This window comes from Umezawaea endophytica, from assembly GCF_025061645.1.
Classification (GTDB): domain Bacteria; phylum Actinomycetota; class Actinomycetes; order Mycobacteriales; family Pseudonocardiaceae; genus Umezawaea; species Umezawaea endophytica.
The window spans coordinates 36,485-54,455 of sequence record NZ_JANYMP010000024.1 but is presented as its reverse complement, the minus strand read 5'-3'; the positions used below and the strand labels follow the sequence as shown (position 1 = coordinate 54,455).

Here is a 17,971-nt window from a genome sequence, read left to right as displayed (position 1 = left end):
AACGCTCGTGCGAATGTTGATCCGTCGCCCGCGGTTGTTCGAACGCGACGGAGACCTGGACCGGCGCGGTGACCTGCCGCTACCCCTTGTCTGCTTGATCCGCGAGCCAGGGGCGAATGGCTTCCTGCTCACCCTCGACCGCGCGCTGGCCGCCAAGATCCCCAAGTCGCCGCACGTCCTGGCCACCCCGGCCGACGCGGCCAAGCACCAGGACGCCGTGCTGCCGTTGCTGCACGCGCTGCACGAGAAGTTGCGCGGTGGGCAGTTCGGCCGCACCTCCTTCAAACGCTTCGACCACTACGAGTTGGCCCACCACCTGACCGCCGTGGGGCTCACGCCCAAGCAGGTCAAGTTCGACCGGCCGATCGAGGGCGTCCTGCGTTCCTGGGGGCGGCACCGCATGTTCGGTGCGGCGGACGAACTGGTCGACAAGGCAGGCGATCGCGCTCAGCTCCTGATGGCGTCGACCAAGTTCGTCGGCAGGCTGTTCGGGCTGTACTGGGGCCGCGACCGCGTGCCGGGCTTGGGCCGGGAACGACGGTGGTTCATGCGCCAGCCGTACATGGTCCCCCGCCACTCGTCGGACTTCTTCTCTTTCGCCGAACGCCTCACCGGGGATCGGCGGGACTCGGAGAACCCCGAGCAGTTGCGCAAACTGCTGGTGCACGCGTTCCTGGAGGACCTGCGCGTCGCCTACCGGCGCACCAGGGCCGGGTTCTTCCCGCGACGCCACGCGTTGCGCCGGACCACGTACGTGCCCGTGCTGCTCAACGACGTCGATCCGGCCGGGTGGGAGTTGCTGCGCCTGGTCAACGAGGTCCGCAACGAGACCGGCGAACTCGACCCGCTGCTGTTCGTCACGGCCAGCGCTGAGTTCCCCGCGGAAATGGCCCAGCCCAGCACACCGATGACGCCGAACGTGGCGGAGGAGGCGTTCAGCACGTGGAAGGGCAGGTTGCCGCGCCGTCGCCAACTGCTCGCCGAGGACGCCCGTTACCTGTTCGTCAGTCTGCCCGCGTCCGCTCCGGAGGGAACGGCCCTGCCCGGCCGGGACCGGCACGCGTGGGAGGTGGAGTCGGGGGAGAAACCGCGCCGCGAGCCGTGGCTGGCCCGCCGTGGCATCGGCGAGATGCTCACGGTGGTCGTGCTGCTGGCCGCCTTGGCGTGGCCTGCGCGGTCCTGGTGGCAGCACTGGCAGGCCGACTGCGCGTTCTTCGACGCGGCGGCGGAGGGGATCGCGACCAAGGTGGTGCCGATCGACGGCCAGGACCAGTGCGTCGGCTACAGCGACAACGCGGGTCAGGTCTTCGGGAAGAACCCGCGGCTGCGCCTGGCCCAGGAGAACGTCTTCGCGCAGAACGCCGAAGCCGCGCGACTGCACGAGTCGTCGCCGAACCGCAGCTACTTCAGCCTGGTCTACTTCGCGGGTCTGACCTTCAACGAGAGCCTGCCCGCCTCCGAGCACTCGGTCGCCGAGGAACTGGAAGGCCTCGTCATCCGTCAGCGCGACCTGAACAGGGCGAACACCGGCAACGAGCCACTGCTGCGGATCGTCGTGGCCAACGGCGGCCGGAAGATGCAGGACGCCCACGCCGTGGCGCGCGACCTGCTGGTGCCGCTGTTCGACGCCGATCCCACGATCCTGGCGGTGATCGGCCTCGAACGCAGCGTCTCCCAGACCGAGAAGGCGATAGCCGTGCTGGGCGAGCACGGGATCACCACCCTCGGCACCAGCCTGACCAAGGTAGGACTGGACAAGCTCTCGCCGCTGTACTTCCAGTTGGCCCCGGACAACGACATGCAGGCCGAACTGCTCTGGATGTACGCGCAGAAGATCGAGGCCACCAAGGTGACGGTGTACAGCAGCGGGGAGTCGGACGCGTACGTCAGCTCCCTCGTCAAGGCCGTGCAGGCGAAGTCGGCGGAACCCGGCAAGGTCGTCTCCGACGACTGGTGGCGATCGGCACCGGTGCTGTCCCAGGTCTGCCTCGACGGAACCGACAGGAGGACGGAGATCGCCTTCTACGCGGGTAGGGAGGACGAGTTCGGCGAATTCGTGCGGGTCCTCCGCAACAACTGCAAAACCCTGACGACGTTGCCCGGCATCGTCGCGGACGACGCCGTGTCGCGGTTCGTCGCCCACACACCTGGTCGCACGGCCTCGGAGTTCAGCGGCGTCTCGATGGCGTACGTCGGGATGGGCGCGTCCGTCGTGCTCGCCGGCGCGAGTTGCGTCGCGGGCAAACACGAGGCGTTGGCCCAGTTGAAGGCCTTCTGCTCGGGCTACCGCGCGTTGCGGGAGGAGCACAGCACCAAGCTGACCGGTGACGACAAGCCGGTCGCGCCGTGGCCCGGCGAGCGGGTCGGAGGGCTCTACGACACCGCGAGCCTCTTCGGCGACGTGGTGAAGAAGTTGCGGCCGGACGGCGGACCCGCGCCCCACCGGGCCGCGGTCGCCCAGCGGCTCCGCGAGCAGCCCTTCGAGGCGGCTTCCGGTCGGATCGACTTCCGGGATGACCGGATCGCCAACAACCGGAGCCTCGCGATCCTCAAGCTCCAGGACATCCACGACATCACGGGACCGCAGGGGATCCCCACCTGTGAGCTGATGATCGCGCGCTCCCAGCGTTCCGGTCCCACTGAGGTTCGCGACTGTCCTGCTCAGGGCTGAGGTTCCGGTGGGTGGCGTCCGCCAGGGTCATCGACGTCGCCTCGTGAGTCGGCTTGTCCGCCTGATGCGCCAGGTCGCGGGGACTCCGGCGTTCTGGCGCACCGGTTCAGTGGCGATAGGTGGAGAGGAAGTCGCCGATCTGCTCGACGGCCCGCGTCAACTGCTCCACGGAAGGCAGGGAGACCAGGCGGAAGTGGTCCGGGTGCGGCCAGTTGAACGCGGTTCCCTGGACGACCAGGATGTGCTTCTCCAGCAGGAGGTCCAGGACGAAGCGCTCGTCGTCGTGGATGGCGTGCACCTCGGGGTCCAGTCTGGGGAAGAGGTAGAGCGCGCCGCTGGGCTTGACGCAGTCGACCCCCGGTATCGCGTTCAGCAGTTCCCAGGTCCGGTCGCGCTGCTCCAGGAGTCGGCCTCCTGGCAGGACGAGGTCGTCGATGCTCTGGTAGCCGTCGAGGGCCACCTGCACCGCGTACTGGGACGGGACGTTGGGGCACAGCCGCATGTTCGCCAGGATGTCCATGCCCTCCAGGTAACTGGCGGCGTGCTCGCGCGGGCCGGACACGGTGAGCCAGCCGGTGCGGAAACCCGCGACCCGGTAGGACTTGGACAGGCCGTTGAAGGTCAGGCAGAGCACGTCGGGGGCGAACGAAGCGGTCGAGAAGTGCTTCACGCCGTCGTAGAGGATCTTGTCGTAGATCTCGTCGGAGAGCAGGACCAGACCGTGCCGCCTGGCCAGTTCGCCCATGGCCACCACCACCTCCGAGGGGTACACCGCGCCCGTCGGGTTGTTGGGGTTGATGACGACGAGCGCCTTCGTGCGCGGCGTGATCAGCGACGCGAGGTGCTCCAGGTCCGGCGCCCACTGCTCGCGCTCGTCGCAGCGGTAGTGGACGGGCACGCCGCCGCACAGTCGCACGGCCGCGGTCCACAGCGGGTAGTCGGGGGACGGGATGAGCACCTCGTCGCCGTCGTCCAGCAGCGCCTGCATCGACATGGTGATCAATTCGGACACGCCGTTGCCGACGTACACGTGATCGGCGTGGGCGTTGGCGATGCCTTTGCCCAGCGCGTACCTCGTGATGGCTTCGCGAGCGATCGGCAACCCCTTGGAATTGCCGTACCCGTGCGCCTGCGAAAGGTTGGCCGAGATTTCCCGGATCAACGACTCCGGCGCTTCGAATCCGAACGGAGCCGGATTCCCGATGTTCAGGCGAAGGATGTCCCGTCCTTCTCCTTCCAGTCTCCTGGCGTGCTCGAAAACCGGGCCACGAATGTCATAGCAGACGTTCGCCAGTTTTTGGGACTGGTTGATTTGCATGGGGATATCCTAGCAACCGGCCGCGCCCCGTTCGAAAGCGTTCCGCTGGTCATTCACCAGATCGGTGGATGGCGTGACGGCCACTTCAACTCCTGTTCCAGTTGGTGCACCAATCCCAACAACGTGCCTTCCTCTCTCGCGCGCCCCGCGAGCATCACGCCGATGGGCAGGCCCTCCTCGGACCAGTGCACCGGAACGGTCACGGCGGGCTGGCCGGTGAGGTTGTACAGCGGGGCGAAGGGGTTGAAGGCCGCCTGCCCGTCCAGTTCCACGTCCGGGTGCTCGTCGTTCCGGAAGAACCCGAGCGGAACGGGAGGCAGGGCGAGCGTGGGACTGAGCACCACGTCGTGGTCGGCGAAAGCCGCGACCGCCCGGCGCGCCATCTGCTGGGCGGTCGCGATGGTCCTGGTGAGCTGGGTGGCCGAGACGGTCTCACCCTGGCCGCGCAGCCACCTGGTGAGCGGCTGGAGGAGTTGTTCCTGCGCGGGATCGAGCGGAACCGTGGCGACGGAGACGGAGAACAACGTCCGGAAGACCGCCTCGACCTCGGGCGGGAACGGGCAGTCGACGTCCTCCACCCGGTGGCCCAGCGACTGGAGCGTCGCGGAGGCGACCTCCCAGGCCTCGACGCACTCCGGCGCGACCGCGACACCCTCCTTCACCGGACGGGCGAACCGGGCGACGCGCAGCGGCCGGGACAGGGTCGCGGTTTGCTCCGCGAAGCCGGTCCCCGGAGCAGGGAGCGCGAACGGGTCACCGGGCATCGGCACGGCGAGCGCGTCGAGCATGGTCGCGGTGTCGAGCGCGGTGCGGGCGAGGACGCCGTTGGTGAACAGGCCGATGATCTCGCCGCTGAACGGGCCCGCGCTCACCCGGCCGCGCGACGGCTTGAGCCCGACCAGGCCGCAGGCGCTGGCGGGGATGCGGATCGACCCGGCGCTGTCGCTGCCCTGCGCGAGCGACACCAGGCCCGCCGCGACGGCCGCCCCCGCGCCGCCGCTCGACCCGCCCGCGGACTTCGTGGTGTCCCAAGGTGTTCGTGCGGGTGGTGCGACCGCGGTCTCGGTGTAGCAGGCCGCGCCGAACTCCGCCGTCGTGGTCTTGCCGAGGATCACCATGCCCGCGGCGCGCGCGAGGCTCGTGACGTTGTCGTCGACCTCGGGCACGAAGTGCGGGATGGCCGCCGACCCGAACGCGGCGGGCATGCCCGCGGTGAAGTTGAGGTCCTTGATCGCGGTGCACACGCCGTGCAGCGGGCTCAGGTCCGAGCCGTCCAGCACCGAGCGCTCGGCGATCTCGGCGGCGTGGAGGGCGGCCTCCGGAGCGACCGCGGCGAAAGCCCCGACCAGTGGATTGATCTTTTCGATGCGGTTGAGGTAGTGCGTGGTGAGTTCCACCGGACTGACCTCGCGCCGACGAATCGCGGCGGCTTGTTCGATGGCCGTCAGATCGTGCAAATCCGGCATCTATCCCCCTGGGTGCAGCCGCGGGAATAGCGATTTCCTGCGGCGTCTTCCAGGTCTACCCATGTCTCGGGAGCGATGTCAAGCCGAAATTCCCATCTGGTGGGAATCGGCTCGTTATGGGGCCATTGGAGATCATCGCGGGAGATTGCGGGTTGAACCCGTCGGCATTCGCACGTAGTCTACGGAGTGGCGGATCCGCTTGGGGGTGGGTGCGCAACAGGGGTGGGGGGCTTTATTTTTCTTCTCTGATTATTTCGAAATCCAAGCCGCTGCGCTTTGCGCCGTGCGGTTCGTCGTGCTGTGTCGACTTTGTGGGGTTGTCGACGTGATGGCGTTGTTTGGGGGGCTTTGGTGAATGACGACCAATCAGGTGAATCTTCCGGGCTGATCGCGCGTGACTGGCCGGACCCGACCGGGCCGCTGTCCGGCGCGCAGCAACGACTGTGGTTCTTGACCCAGGTCGATCCGACCGCGGTGGCGTACAACCTGTCGGTCGCGCTGCGCGTGCGCGGGCCTCTGGACGTGGCCCGGCTGCGCGGTGCGCTCGACGACGTCGTCGCACGGCACGAAGCGCTGCGCACCACCTTCCACGCCACGGCGGGCGTCCCGTACCAGGAGGTCCGCCCGAGCGCGCCGGTGGACCTGCGGACGGTCGAGCTGGACCCGGCCGACACGTCCGTGCTGGATCGCGAGCTGCGCGGCCTCGCCGCGACGCCGTTCGACATCACCGAGCAGGTCGTCCGGCTGACGTTGCTGCGCGTCGCGCCCGACGACCACGTCCTGTCGGTCACCCTGCACCACCTCGTGGCGGACGGCTGGTCCGCCCGGATCTTCATCCGCGACCTGGAAGCGTCCTACCGGGACGGTCGGATCGACGGTCCGAAGCCGCTGGTCGGACCGAGGGACCACGCCGTGCTGGAAGCGGAGTCGCTCGACGCGCGGGGCGGTAGCTCCGCCGACTTCTGGCGCGAGCACCTGCGCGGCGCACCGCTGGAGTCCCGCGTCCCCGGCGCCACGGTGCCGTTGCACGGCCGCCGGAGCGCGGGCGCTCGCATCCCGTTCACGGTGTCGCGGCAGACGTTCACCGCTGCGAAGGCCCTCGCGAAGTCCGTCGGCGCCGGCCCCTACAGCTTCCTGGTCGCGGTCACCCAGTTGCTGGTCGCGCGACTGTCCGCGCAGGACGACGTCGTGATCGCCACACCGATGGCCAACCGGGGCGAGCACGGGGCCCGACACCTGGTCGGCATGCTCGCGAACACCGTCCCGATGCGCGCCGCGTTCACCGGGACGACGACGTTCCGCACGCACCTCGCGCACGTGCAGGGGGTCGTGGAGGAGGCCAAACGCCACCAGCACGTGCCGTTCAACCGGATCCTCGAGCACACCGGCGCGGCGCGCGACGCCGGGCAGCAGCCGCTGTGCCAGGTGATGCTCAACCTGCTCGGCTCGCCGATGCCCGCCCCGAGGATGGCCGGTCTGGACACCGAGCTGCTCGGCCGGATCGACACCGGCGCCGCGCAGTACGACCTGGCGCTGCACCTGGAAGTCGTGCGCGGCCAAGGCCTGGACGGGTGGTTGGAGTACCGCACCTCCTGCTATGGGCCGGAGTGGGCGGAGGCCATCGGGCAGCGCCTGCACACGCTCATCGAGTCGGTGCTGGCCAACCCGGACCTGCCGGTGCACCGGCTCGACGTCGTCCCGGCCGCGGAGCGCGCCGCGTTGTTCGAGTTCACGAACGTGGTCGGCGAGGAGCCCGGTACGCGTCGGCTCGGGGATTTCGTCCTGGACCAGGCGCGTCGCACGCCCGATGCCGTCGCGGTGCGCGACGAGCACGGCGAACTCACCTACGCCCGACTGGTCGAGCGCTCGCGTTCGTTGGCCGGTGAACTCAGGTCCCACGGCGTCGGTCCTGACATCGTTGTCGGTGTTTGTGCGCAACGGTCGACGAAACTCGTGGTCGCGTTGCTGGGCATCCTCCTCGCCGATGGCGCGTACCTGCCGCTGGACGTCGAACACCCGGCGCGCCGGATCGCCGCCATCGTCGAGGAGGCACGGCCGCGCGTGCTGCTCGCGGACGACGACCGGATCGCCGCGTTGAGGGCGGCCGTCCCCGGTCAACTCGTGCTCCCGCTCACCGGGTCCGGTTCCACGGGCGACCGCGGCGGGCGGGCCGACCCGCCGAACGAGCTCGACCTGGCCTACGTCATCTACACGTCGGGTTCGACAGGCAGGCCCAAGGGGGTCGCCGTCCCGCACCGAGGCATCGTCAACCGGCTGGTGTGGATGCAGGAGCGCTACCGGCTCGGCGCCGACGACGTGGTGTTGCAGAAGACGCCGTACACGTTCGACGTCTCGGTGTGGGAGTTCTTCTGGCCGTTGATGTACGGCGCCAGGCTGGTGATGGCCAGGCCGGACGGGCACAAGGACCCCGAGTACCTCAGCGAGGTCATCACCGCCGAGGGCGTCACCACGGTCCACTTCGTCCCGTCGATGCTGGCGGCCTTCGTCGACGAGCCTTCGGTGTCGCGCTGCTCGTCGCTGCGGCGGGTGGTGTGCAGCGGTGAGGCACTGCCGTCGGCTCTGGTCGGCAGGTTCCGCACGGTGAACACCGCCGAGGTGCACAACCTGTACGGGCCTACCGAGGCGTCCGTCGACGTGACCCACTGGACGTGCCGCGACGACGACACGGCCCCGGTGGTCCCGATCGGCAGGCCCATCGCGAACACGAAGACCTACGTGCTCGACAGCACCGGCGGGCTGGCACCCATCGGCACGCCGGGCGAACTGCACCTGGGCGGCGTCGGACTGGCGCGGGGCTACCTCGGACGACCGGACCTGACCGCCGAGCGGTTCGTGGCGGATCCCTTCGCCTGCACCGTGGACGGTCGCCTGTACCGCACCGGCGACCTCGCCCGCTGGCACCCGGACGGCTACCTGGAGTTCCTCGGCAGGCTCGACCACCAGGTGAAGCTGCGCGGCCTGCGGATCGAACTCGGGGAGATCGAGGTGGGGCTGCTGGAGCACGCCGCGGTGACCGAGGCCGTGGTCGTGCTGCGCGAGGACGTCGGTCCCAGCCCCAAGCTGGTCGGTTACTTCGTCGCCGACCGGGCCGTGGAGGTCGAGCACCTGCGCGGCCACTTGACCGAGCGATTGCCCGAGTACATGGTCCCGGCGCACCTCGTACAGCTCGCCGTGATGCCGTTGAGCGGCAACGGGAAGCTGGACCGCAAGGCGTTACCCCGGCCGGAGGCGCGGCGGCGTGGGCAGCGGGCCGCCGCGGCGTTGGACAGCACCGCGCTGGTGCTGCGCGAGGTGTGGGCCGAGGTGCTGGGCGCGGACGCGGAGTCCTTCGACGCGGACGACAACTTCTTCGAACGCGGCGGCGACTCGTTGCAGTCCATCAGGGTGCGCGCCCTGCTGCGCGACCGCGGCCACGACATCGATGTGCAGGACATGTTCAAGGCGCAGCACCTCGCGGTGATGGCGCGGAAAGTCCGGCCGTCGGCCGAGGTGCGGTCGCGCACCCCCGTCGACCTGCCCCGGCCCGCGGTCCTGCCGGACGACGTGGTCGACGCCTACCCGCTCTCCTCGCTGCAAGCGGGCATGATCTTCCACTCCGAGTACTCGCCGGACGTCGCCGTGTACCAGGTGACGTTCAGCCTGCACCTGCGGATCGCGTTCGACCGCGAGCTGTTCCAGGAGTGCGTCGACGTGGTGGTGGGGCGGCACGACATCCTGCGCACCCGGTTCGAGGTGGGCGGTGTGGACGGCGCGTTCCAGTACGTGCAGCGGTCGGCGTCGCTGCCGGTGCCGGTGGAAGACCTGCGGGCGCTCCCGGAGGATGAGCGGCGGCGCCGGGCGCGGGAGGTGTTCGACACCGAGCAGGTGAAGCCGTTCGACCTCACCGCGCCCCCGTTGCTGCGCGTCGTCGTGCTGCGCCACGCCGAGGACGTCATCGATCTCGTCGTGTCGTTCCACGACTCCATCTTCGACGGGTGGAGCGCGGCGACGTTCCTGACCGAGCTGTTCGACACCTACCTCGCGCGGGTAGCGGGCACTGCGCCCGCACGCGGTGTCCTGCGGACGCGGTACCGCGACTTCGTGGCGGAGGAGCAGGCCGCGCTGGGCGACGCCGGCTCACGGCACTTCTGGATGGAGCAGCTCAAGGACGCGGTGTTCCTGCGGTTGCCGCGTCGCGATCGCGTCGAGGACGGCGCGCCCCGCAGCATCGACCTGCCGGTCCCCGTGCGGACCGAGCTGTTCGACGCGGTGAAGTCCCTCGCGGGCGATATCGGCGTCACCACGAAGGCCGTGCTGCTCACGGCGTACGTGGCGGCGCTCGCCAAGCACGGCGGGACCAGCGACGTCCTCACCGGCCTGGTCAGCGGGGGCAGGCCCGAGCTGGTCGACGCCGAACACGTGCTCGGCCAGTTCCTCAACACCGTGCCGTTCCGCGTCCGGGTGGACGGGGCGTGGACCGATCTCGCCCGTGCCGTCTTCGCCAGGGAAGCGGAGGTCTTCGAACACCGCCGTCACCCGGTGGCGGCGCTCCAGCGCGGCCACCAGGGAAAGCCGCTGTTCGAGACGGCGTTCAACTACATCCACTTCCACGTCTACCAGCGCATCACCGGCCGTTCCGACCTCGTCTACCTCGACGGCCGCTTCACCGACCCGTTCCACTTCCCGCTCACCGTCAACGCCCGCGTGCACCCGCTCACCGGCGACCTCGCGATCGTCGCGAACTACAACACCGATCAGCTCGACGAGCAGCAGGCGCTGAACTTCGCGCACGACGTGGTCGACGCGTTGCTGGCGATGACGAGCGCGCCGCACGCGCGGTGCGGCGCGTGGACCGGTCTGGGCGCGGACGAGACGGGATCCGCCGAGGCGATCGAGGCGGGCACGCGGGTGGCGGTGCGCGGTGACCGGCAGGAGGCCGGTGCGACCAGCGCGCTGGAACGCGAACTGCTCGACGTGTGGGAGTCGGTCCTCGACGTCGACGGCGTCGAGGTCCACGACGACTTCTTCGACCTCGGGGGCGACTCGATCCTCAGCATCCAGGTGTGCGCCCGGCTTCGAGTGCTCGGACACCGCGTCCGCCCGAAGGACCTCTTCGAGAACCCGACCGTGCGCCTGCTCGCGGAGCACGTCGGACGTGTCGCCGACGCCACGCGGTCAAGCCGGTCCACCGACGGGCCCGTGCCGGTCTCGCCGGAGCAGTCGTCCGTGCTGTCCGGTCAGGAGGACCGCGACTGGGACAACGTCTCGTTGGTGCTCCGGTTGAGCGCACCGCTGGACCGGACGGCACTGGGCAAGGCGGTCGCCGCGGTGTTGGAGCGGCACGAGTCCCTGCACACCTCGATCGACGCCCACACGTGGTCGCAGACCGTGCGGCCCGTCGCCGTCGACGACGTCCTCTCCCACGGCGAGGACCAGGATTTCGGTGCCTGGCTGGAGACGCTGCACCGGTCACTCGAACTCGCGACGGGACGAGTCGTGCGCATCGGCCTGCACGACGGCGACCACCCACGGCTGGTCCTCGTCGCGCACCACGCCGTCGCCGACGCCGCGTCGCTCCAGGTGGTGCTCGCCGACCTGGTCGAGGCCTACGCGGGCGCACTGGCGTTCGGGGACGCGCGACTCGACCCCGGTGTGCCGATCTCGGCGCTCGCCGGTGACGACGGCGCACCAGGGGCCGACTGGGCGGCCGTGCTCGCGAGGGGTGCTCGTTCGCTGGTCCCGGACCTGCCGGGTGGTGTGAACGACAGAGCGGGGGAACGGGTGGTCGAGCACGTGCTCGACACGGACACCACCGGACGGCTGGTCGAGCGCGCCCGGAGCGCGCGGCTCAACCCCCTGCACCTCCTGCTGGTGTCGATCGGCGACGTCCTGCGAGCCCGCTCCGGAAAGGACGCCGCGGTCGTCGACGTGATGACCGGCGGGCGATCCGACGTCGTGCTCGCGGACGCGGTCGGCTGCCTGGCCGCACCGGTCCCGGTCGTGGTCGAGTCCGGTGATCCGCTGGCCCGCGCCCGCGTGGTCGAGAGCGCGCTGCGGACGTCGCGCGAGGACGTCCGGGCCTACCTGCGCCTGCGCCGCGAGTCCGAAGTGGACCTGCCGGACGTGCTGGTGAACTACCTCGGTCGGTTCGACGACGCGCTGCCCGATCCGCTGGTGGCCGTGGAGTTCGACCACGGCGGTGACCGAGGCCCGAACCGGCCGCGGTCGCACGAGGTGGAGATCGTCGCGCTGGTGGTGGGCAACCGCTTGCGGCTGCGAGCTTTCTACAGCGAAGGGCTGCACCACGAGGTGACGTTGCGCGCGCTGCTGGACGACCTCGTCGCGCATTTGGCGACGTGGGAGACGGAGGAGCCGGTGGCCGCGCAGGTGGCCGACTTCCCGCTCGCCGGTCTGGACCAGACCGACCTGGACGAGCTGATGCGGCAGTTGTCCACCGCCGACGGAGAACCTGGGGGCCACCTGTGAACGGGTATCTCGTGCTGCGCAACGACTCCCTGCACCGGGAGGTGGCGAGGTGAGCGCCGATGTCGAGGACATCTTCCCCCTGCTCCCCGGACAACTCGGGATGCTCGTGCGCACGCTGCGCAGTCCCGGTGCGGGCGTGTACATCGAGCAGCGCACGTGCACCATCGAGGGCGAGGTGGACGTCGAGCTGCTGCGCCGGTCGTGGCAACTGCTGGTCGACCACCACGCCGCTCTCCGCACGAGCGTGCACTGGAGCGGTCTGCAACAACCCGTGCAGGTCGTCCGCCGCACCGCGGTCCCCGTCGTGCGGGTGCTGGAGGAGGGGGAAGACCGCGCGGAGGTGGTGCGCCGCGACGCGGAGGAGGGCTTCGCGCTCGACCGGGCGCCGTTGTTCCGGCTCACCGTGCTGCCCGAGGGACCCGGTCGCTGGTTCCTGATGTGGACCGTGCACCACGTGATCCTCGACGGCTGGTCGGCGACGATCCTGCTCCAGGAGTTCTTCAGCACCTACAGCGCGTTGGCGCGCGGGGTGACGCCGCTCCTCCCGCCGCGCCCTCGGCAGCGGGCGGTGGTGGAACACCTGCTCGGCCTGGACCCGGCGGCGGCACGGGAGTTCTGGACCGGGCACCTCGCCGGGTTCGGCGCCGCCGCGACGATCCGGTTCCCCGGCGCGCACGACGAGCACGGCTACGAGCGGTCGAACCGGCCGTTGCCCGCCCGCACGAGCGAGGCCGTGCGCGAGTTCGCCGCCCGGCACAGGGTCACGGCCGCGTCGGTGTACTTCGCCGCGTGGCAGTTGCAGCTCGCCGCGTACAGCGGCGCCGACGACCTGGTGACCGGCGTGGTGTCCTCGGGACGCGGGTCCGCGTTCCCCGGCGCCGACCGGGTGGTCGGCCTGCTGCTGAACACCCTGCCGGTCCGCACCACCATCGACCCGGACGTCGACCTGGCGAGCTTCGTCCGGTACTGCCACGACACGATGGCCGCGTGCGCCGAGCACGACCGGACATCGCTGATCGACGTGCACGACTGGTGCGGGCGGCCGAGCGGCCTGCCGCTGTTCGAATCGCTGTTCGTCGTGCAGAACTTCCCGTTCGACCGGGCGATGCTCGAACGGCACGACCGGTGGCGCATCTCCGACCTGGACTTCGTCGAGATCACCGACACGCCCCTCTGCATGATGATCGTGCCCGGTGGGCGCATCGGTGACGACGGCGTGGTCTACCTCTCCTACGACACGGCGCACGTGCCACCGCGACTCGCGGGCGCGGTCATCGCCGACTACGAACGGCTGCTCGACCGGGTGCTGGCCGCACCGGCGGGCACGGCGCTGCGCGACGTGCGGGCGACCGCCGCTCCGCTGCTGCTCGGCGCCGCGGCGGACTCGGACGCGCGGCCCGTCGCGGTGGTGCGGGACGAGTTCGACTCGGACACCGAGCGGGGGCTCGCCGCCGTGTGGAGCAGGCTGCTCGGGTTCCCGGTCACCTCACCGGACGCCGACTTCTTCGACCTGGGCGGGCAGTCGCTGCTGGCGATGCGCATCGTTTCGGGGGTGCGCGGGGCCTTCGGCGTCACGCTGCCCGTCGAGGTCGTCTTCCAGGCGTCCCGGCTGGCGGACTGCGCGAAGCGGATCGCCGAACTCGTGGACGGCGGATCGCCGTCCACCACCCGGATCCGAGCGGCAGCGGTGCGCTCGGAGCCGAACGGCTCGTCGGTCTACCGGGTCTCGCCCGCGCAACTGCGGTTGTGGTTCCTCGACCAGTTGTTCCCCGGCGGCACGGCCTACGCGGCGTCCGTCGCGGTCGAGATCAGCGGACCGCTCGACGACACCGTCCTGTGGGAAGCGATTTCCACGCTGACCCGCAGGCACGACGCGCTGCGCAGCACGTTCACCGACATCGACGGCATCCCGCACGTGGTGGTGCACGAGGACGTGACCGTGCCGCGGGAAGTGCGCCACGTCGACCCGGCGGGGCTGCCGAAGGCGCTGACCGAGGAAGCACGCAGGCCGCTGGACCTGCGCACCGGTCCGCTGCTGCGGGTCGTGTGCTACCCGCTCGAACCGACGCGCACGGTCGTGCAGTTGTGCCTGCACCACATGGTGTCCGACGAGTGGTCGATGAAGGTGATGCTCGACGAACTGGTCGAGCTCTACGAAGCGGGAGCGAGTGGACGGCCTCCGTCGTTGCCCGTGCTGGCCAGTCGTTACGTGGACTACGCGCAGCACCAGTGGGACCGGGCGGCCGCACTGCCCGAGGAGGTCACCGGGTACTGGCGTGACGTGCTGCGCGGTGTCGTGGTCGACCTCGCCCTGCCCGGTCGACGGCCCCGTCCGGCGGTGCCGTCGTTCGACGGCGGCAAGGTCGCCTTCGAACTCGGGGAGCAGGACGTCGAACGGTTGCGCGGGTTGGCCGACGAGCGCGGCACGACGCTGTTCGTGGTGCTCGGGTCGGCGGTGGCGATCGTGCTCGCGGCGCGGACGGGCACCACGCGGTTCGCGCTCGGCACACCGGTCGCGGACCGCCCGGAGACGGAGTTCGAGCCGCTGGTCGGGCTCATGGTCGACACCGTGCCGTTCCCCGTCGACGTCGCACCGGGGCTGCGGGTCGCGGACCTCGTCGACGAGGTCGGATCGTCGGTGGTCGGAGCGCTCACGCACGCCCACGCCGGGTTCGACCGCATCGTCGACGCGTCGCCGGACAGCCGGTCGTCGGCGACCAACCCGTTGTTCCAGGTCCTGGTGTCGCTGCACGAGATGCTGCCGTCCGCGCACGAGATGCACGACCTGGCACTGCGCTGGCTCGACGTGGACACCGGAAGTGTGCAGTTCGACCTCGGCGTGCGGGCGCGCGTGGACGACGGCGCGTTGCGCGGCGTGGTCGAGTTCGCCCGCGACCTCTACGACGAGCACGTCGTCGAGGGGATCGCCGCCGATCTCGTCTCGACGCTGCGGAGCCTGCCGGACCGGCTCGGTGACCGCGTCGACGAGCTGTTCGCCCCCGAGCCGGTACCGGGCACGACGATCGCGGACACGGTCACCGCGGTGTGGCGAGACGTGCTCGGCGCGGAGGACGTCGACGCCGAGGACGACTTCTTCACGCTGGGCGGCGATTCGATCAGCCTGCTCAAGGTGAAGTCGCGACTCGCCGCCGCCGGGCATCCGGTGTCTCTCCAGGTGTTGTACAGCGCACCGAGGCTCGCCGACCTGGCCGCCGCCATGACCTCCGCTCCCGAGGCGTTCGGAACTTCTGCGAGCGACGAGCCGTCGCCGCCGACGGGGACCCAGCGGTACATGCTGGACCAGGCGACGGCCAATCCCGACACCGGCGTCTTCCTGGTGTCGGCGGGCTACGCGGTCGACCTGCCGTTCGACGTCGGGGCCATGCGGACCGCGCTCGCGCAGGTCATCGCACTCCACCCTGCCCTGCGCACCTCCTTCCACCGCGACGACCTCGGCGGTTGGACGTACCAGGTGCACGACAGCGCGCCGCTGAGGTTCACCGAGGCCGACCTCTCGGCCCTGCCCGAGCCGGAGGCGGTGCGGCGTCACGAGGACTGGCTCGCGGCGGAACAGCTCACGGGGTTCGCGGTCGACGAGCCCGGTCTCGTGCGGTGGAGCCTGACCCGGATGTCCGATCGCGAGACCAGGCTCGGGGTGGTGATCCACCACGCGGTCATCGACGGGATGTCGCTCGCCTCCCTGGTCGCGCAGGTCCTGACGCGCTACCGCGACGAGTTGAACGGAGTCGTGACGGCCCCGCCGACCGAGGATCCGGTCTTCCCCGCCTTCACCGGCCGGACGCGTCCGGAGCGGACACTCGCCGACGCGCTGCCGTTCTGGCGCGCCGAGCTGCACACCGCCAGGCCGCACCGCCTGCACGTCGGTGGTAGTGGGCACACCGTGCTCGAACACCCGTTGCCAGACGAGGTCGTCGGACGGCTGCGGGACCGGGCCGGGCAGCTCAACGTGTCGCTGCGCCTGCTGCTGCTCGCCGCGCACATCAGCGTCGTGACCGCCACACCCCTCGCGACGCCGTGCCGCGGCGACGCGGGGCGCGTGGTGACAGGTCTGCTCCTGCACAGCAGGGACGAGGACGTGCCGGACGACGCGGTCGGCAACTTCCTCAACCCGGTTCCGCTGGTGCTGCGCGGCGAGCAGCGGAGCTGGCGGGAGCTGGTGCGGGCGGCGCAGGTCGCCGAGGCGGCGGTGTTCCCGCACCTCGGCTGCCAGTTCCCCGACGTGCAAAGGGCTTTGGGGCTGGCCGACCCGTTCGCCGCCCTGTTCAACTACGTGCGCTTCCGCCACGCGGCGACCGAGGAGGACCGCGCCGGTGTGCGCTTCCTCCCCGGTCGCGACCTGTTCCCGCACCCGGTGGTGGCGCACTTCCGCGATGACCGCGACGTCGTGCTGGCACTTCAACTCGGCGCGGGCGCACCGCTCGACGTCCACGGCGTCGCCGCGCTGTACACCGCCGCGCTGACCCGCCTTGTGGATGATCCGGAGGACACCCCGTGGTAGTGGCGACGAGGAGCGGTGCGGCGACGATCAGCGACCTCGTGGCCCGGCACGCCGTCGCGGGGGCGTGGCGCACCGCGTTGGTGTGGCAAGGCGGTTCCGTCTCCTACGGCGCGCTGGTGGACAGGGCGGCGCGGCTGGCGAACTCGTTGGTGCGACGCGGTGTCCGCGAGGCGGACTCGGTCGGCCTGTGCGGGAAGATGAGCGCAGACCTGGTCGTCGGCCTGCTCGGGGTCATGCGGGCGGGGGCGGCGTACGTGCCGCTGAGCCCGGACGACCCCGCCGCGCACCGCGACCACGTGATCGCCGACAGCGGCTGCCGGGTGGTGGTCGCGAGCCGTGCGGACGCGGAGTTGCTGAGGGGGTCGGACGTCGAAGTGGTGCTGCTGGACGGCGACCACTCGGCGGACGGGATCGCGCCCGCGCCGAGGTTGCGCGGCGACCACCTCGCGTACGTCATGTACACCTCGGGTTCGACCGGACAGCCCAAGGGCGTGCGGATCGAACACCGCTCGATCGTCAACCTCGTCAGCGGTGGCTTCGCGCCCACGGGTGTCGGGCAGACCTACTGCGCGATAGCGCCACCGACGTTCGACGCGGCCACGTTCGAGATCTGGGGCGCTCTCTGCAACGGCGGCACGCTGGTGGTGCCGCCACCGGGTCTGCTCGACCCGTACCGCATCGCCGATCTCGTCGCGCGCCACCGGATCAGCGTGCTGCACCTGACCAAGGGGCTGTTCAACGTCGTGGTGGACGACGCCGTCGACGGGCTCGCGGGGGTCACCAGGCTGATGACCGGGGGAGACGTCCTGTCGCCGCCGCACGTGCGCGCGGCGCTCCGGAGCCTGCCCGGCACCACGGTCTCGAACTGCTACGGCCCGACCGAGGCCACCACGTTCACGACGATCCACCAGGAGATCACCGAGGCCGACACCGAGGGGCAGATCCCCATCGGACGGCCGATCCCCGGCGCGTACGTCCGCGTCCTCGACGGAGACCTGCGTCCGGTGCCGGACGGGGAGGTGGGGGAGTTGTTCATCGGTGGCGCCGGACTCGCCCGCGGGTACACCGACCACCACCTCACGGTCGAGCGCTTCCTGCCGGACCCGCTGGCGCAGGGCGCGCGGGTGTACCGCACGGGCGACACCGTGCGCAGGCGACCGGACGGGGTGCTGGAGTTTCTCGGCCGCTTCGACAACCAGGTGAAGATCCGCGGGTTCCGCGTGGAGCTGGACGCCGTCGAGATGGCACTGCTGGAGACGCCCGGTGTCCGCCAGGCGTGCTGCCTCACGCACACCGATCCGACCGGCGAGAAGTGGCTGACCGGATACGTCGTGTTCGACAACGGGGGCACGGTCGCCGCGGTGCGCGAGCACCTGCGGCGCGTCCTGCCGCCGTACATGAACCCGACGTGGTTCGTCGAGCTGCCGAGCCTGCCGCTGAAGAGCAATGGGAAGATCGACCGCAGGTCGCTCCCGACTCCCAACCCGACAGTCCACTGACGAGGAGAGGCG

Annotated in this window: 6 protein-coding genes; 4 read left to right on the top strand and 2 right to left on the bottom strand. The window is 70.5% G+C overall.

The window, feature by feature from the left end:
* Positions 1–13: 13 nt before the first annotated feature.
* Positions 14–2,671: an ABC transporter substrate-binding protein gene (locus tag NZH93_RS36900; protein ID WP_259627921.1), complete on the top strand. Its 2,658-nt coding sequence runs from the start codon at positions 14–16 to the stop codon at positions 2,669–2,671.
* Positions 2,672–2,777: 106 nt separating this feature from the next.
* Here the strand turns inward: NZH93_RS36900 and NZH93_RS36895 are convergent, their stop codons facing one another.
* Entirely contained in the window at positions 2,778–3,989 is a 1,212-nt protein-coding gene (locus NZH93_RS36895) for a pyridoxal phosphate-dependent aminotransferase (RefSeq protein WP_259627920.1), read from the bottom strand.
* Between the two features lie 53 nt (positions 3,990–4,042).
* Positions 4,043–5,386, bottom strand: a complete 1,344-nt coding sequence (locus tag NZH93_RS36890; RefSeq protein ID WP_259627919.1) for an amidase — start codon at positions 5,384–5,386, stop codon at positions 4,043–4,045.
* Positions 5,387–5,755: 369 nt separating this feature from the next.
* On the opposite strand from NZH93_RS36890, the gene NZH93_RS36885 reads away from it, so the two are divergent.
* From NZH93_RS36885 to NZH93_RS36875, 3 genes are read left to right on the top strand one after another with little or no spacing between them, the layout of a single operon-like run.
* Entirely contained in the window at positions 5,756–11,941 is a 6,186-nt protein-coding gene (locus tag NZH93_RS36885; RefSeq protein WP_308214285.1) for a non-ribosomal peptide synthetase, read from the top strand.
* A gap of 49 nt (positions 11,942–11,990) precedes the next feature.
* Positions 11,991–16,460, top strand: coding sequence for a condensation domain-containing protein (locus NZH93_RS36880; RefSeq protein ID WP_259627917.1), 4,470 nt, complete (start codon positions 11,991–11,993; stop codon positions 16,458–16,460).
* Positions 16,454–17,959 carry an amino acid adenylation domain-containing protein gene (locus NZH93_RS36875; protein ID WP_259627916.1) on the top strand — a complete coding sequence of 502 codons (1,506 nt, stop codon included), beginning with the start codon at positions 16,454–16,456 and terminating at the stop codon, positions 17,957–17,959. The genes NZH93_RS36880 and NZH93_RS36875 overlap by 7 nt, the downstream gene beginning before the upstream one ends.
* Positions 17,960–17,971 lie beyond the last annotated feature (12 nt).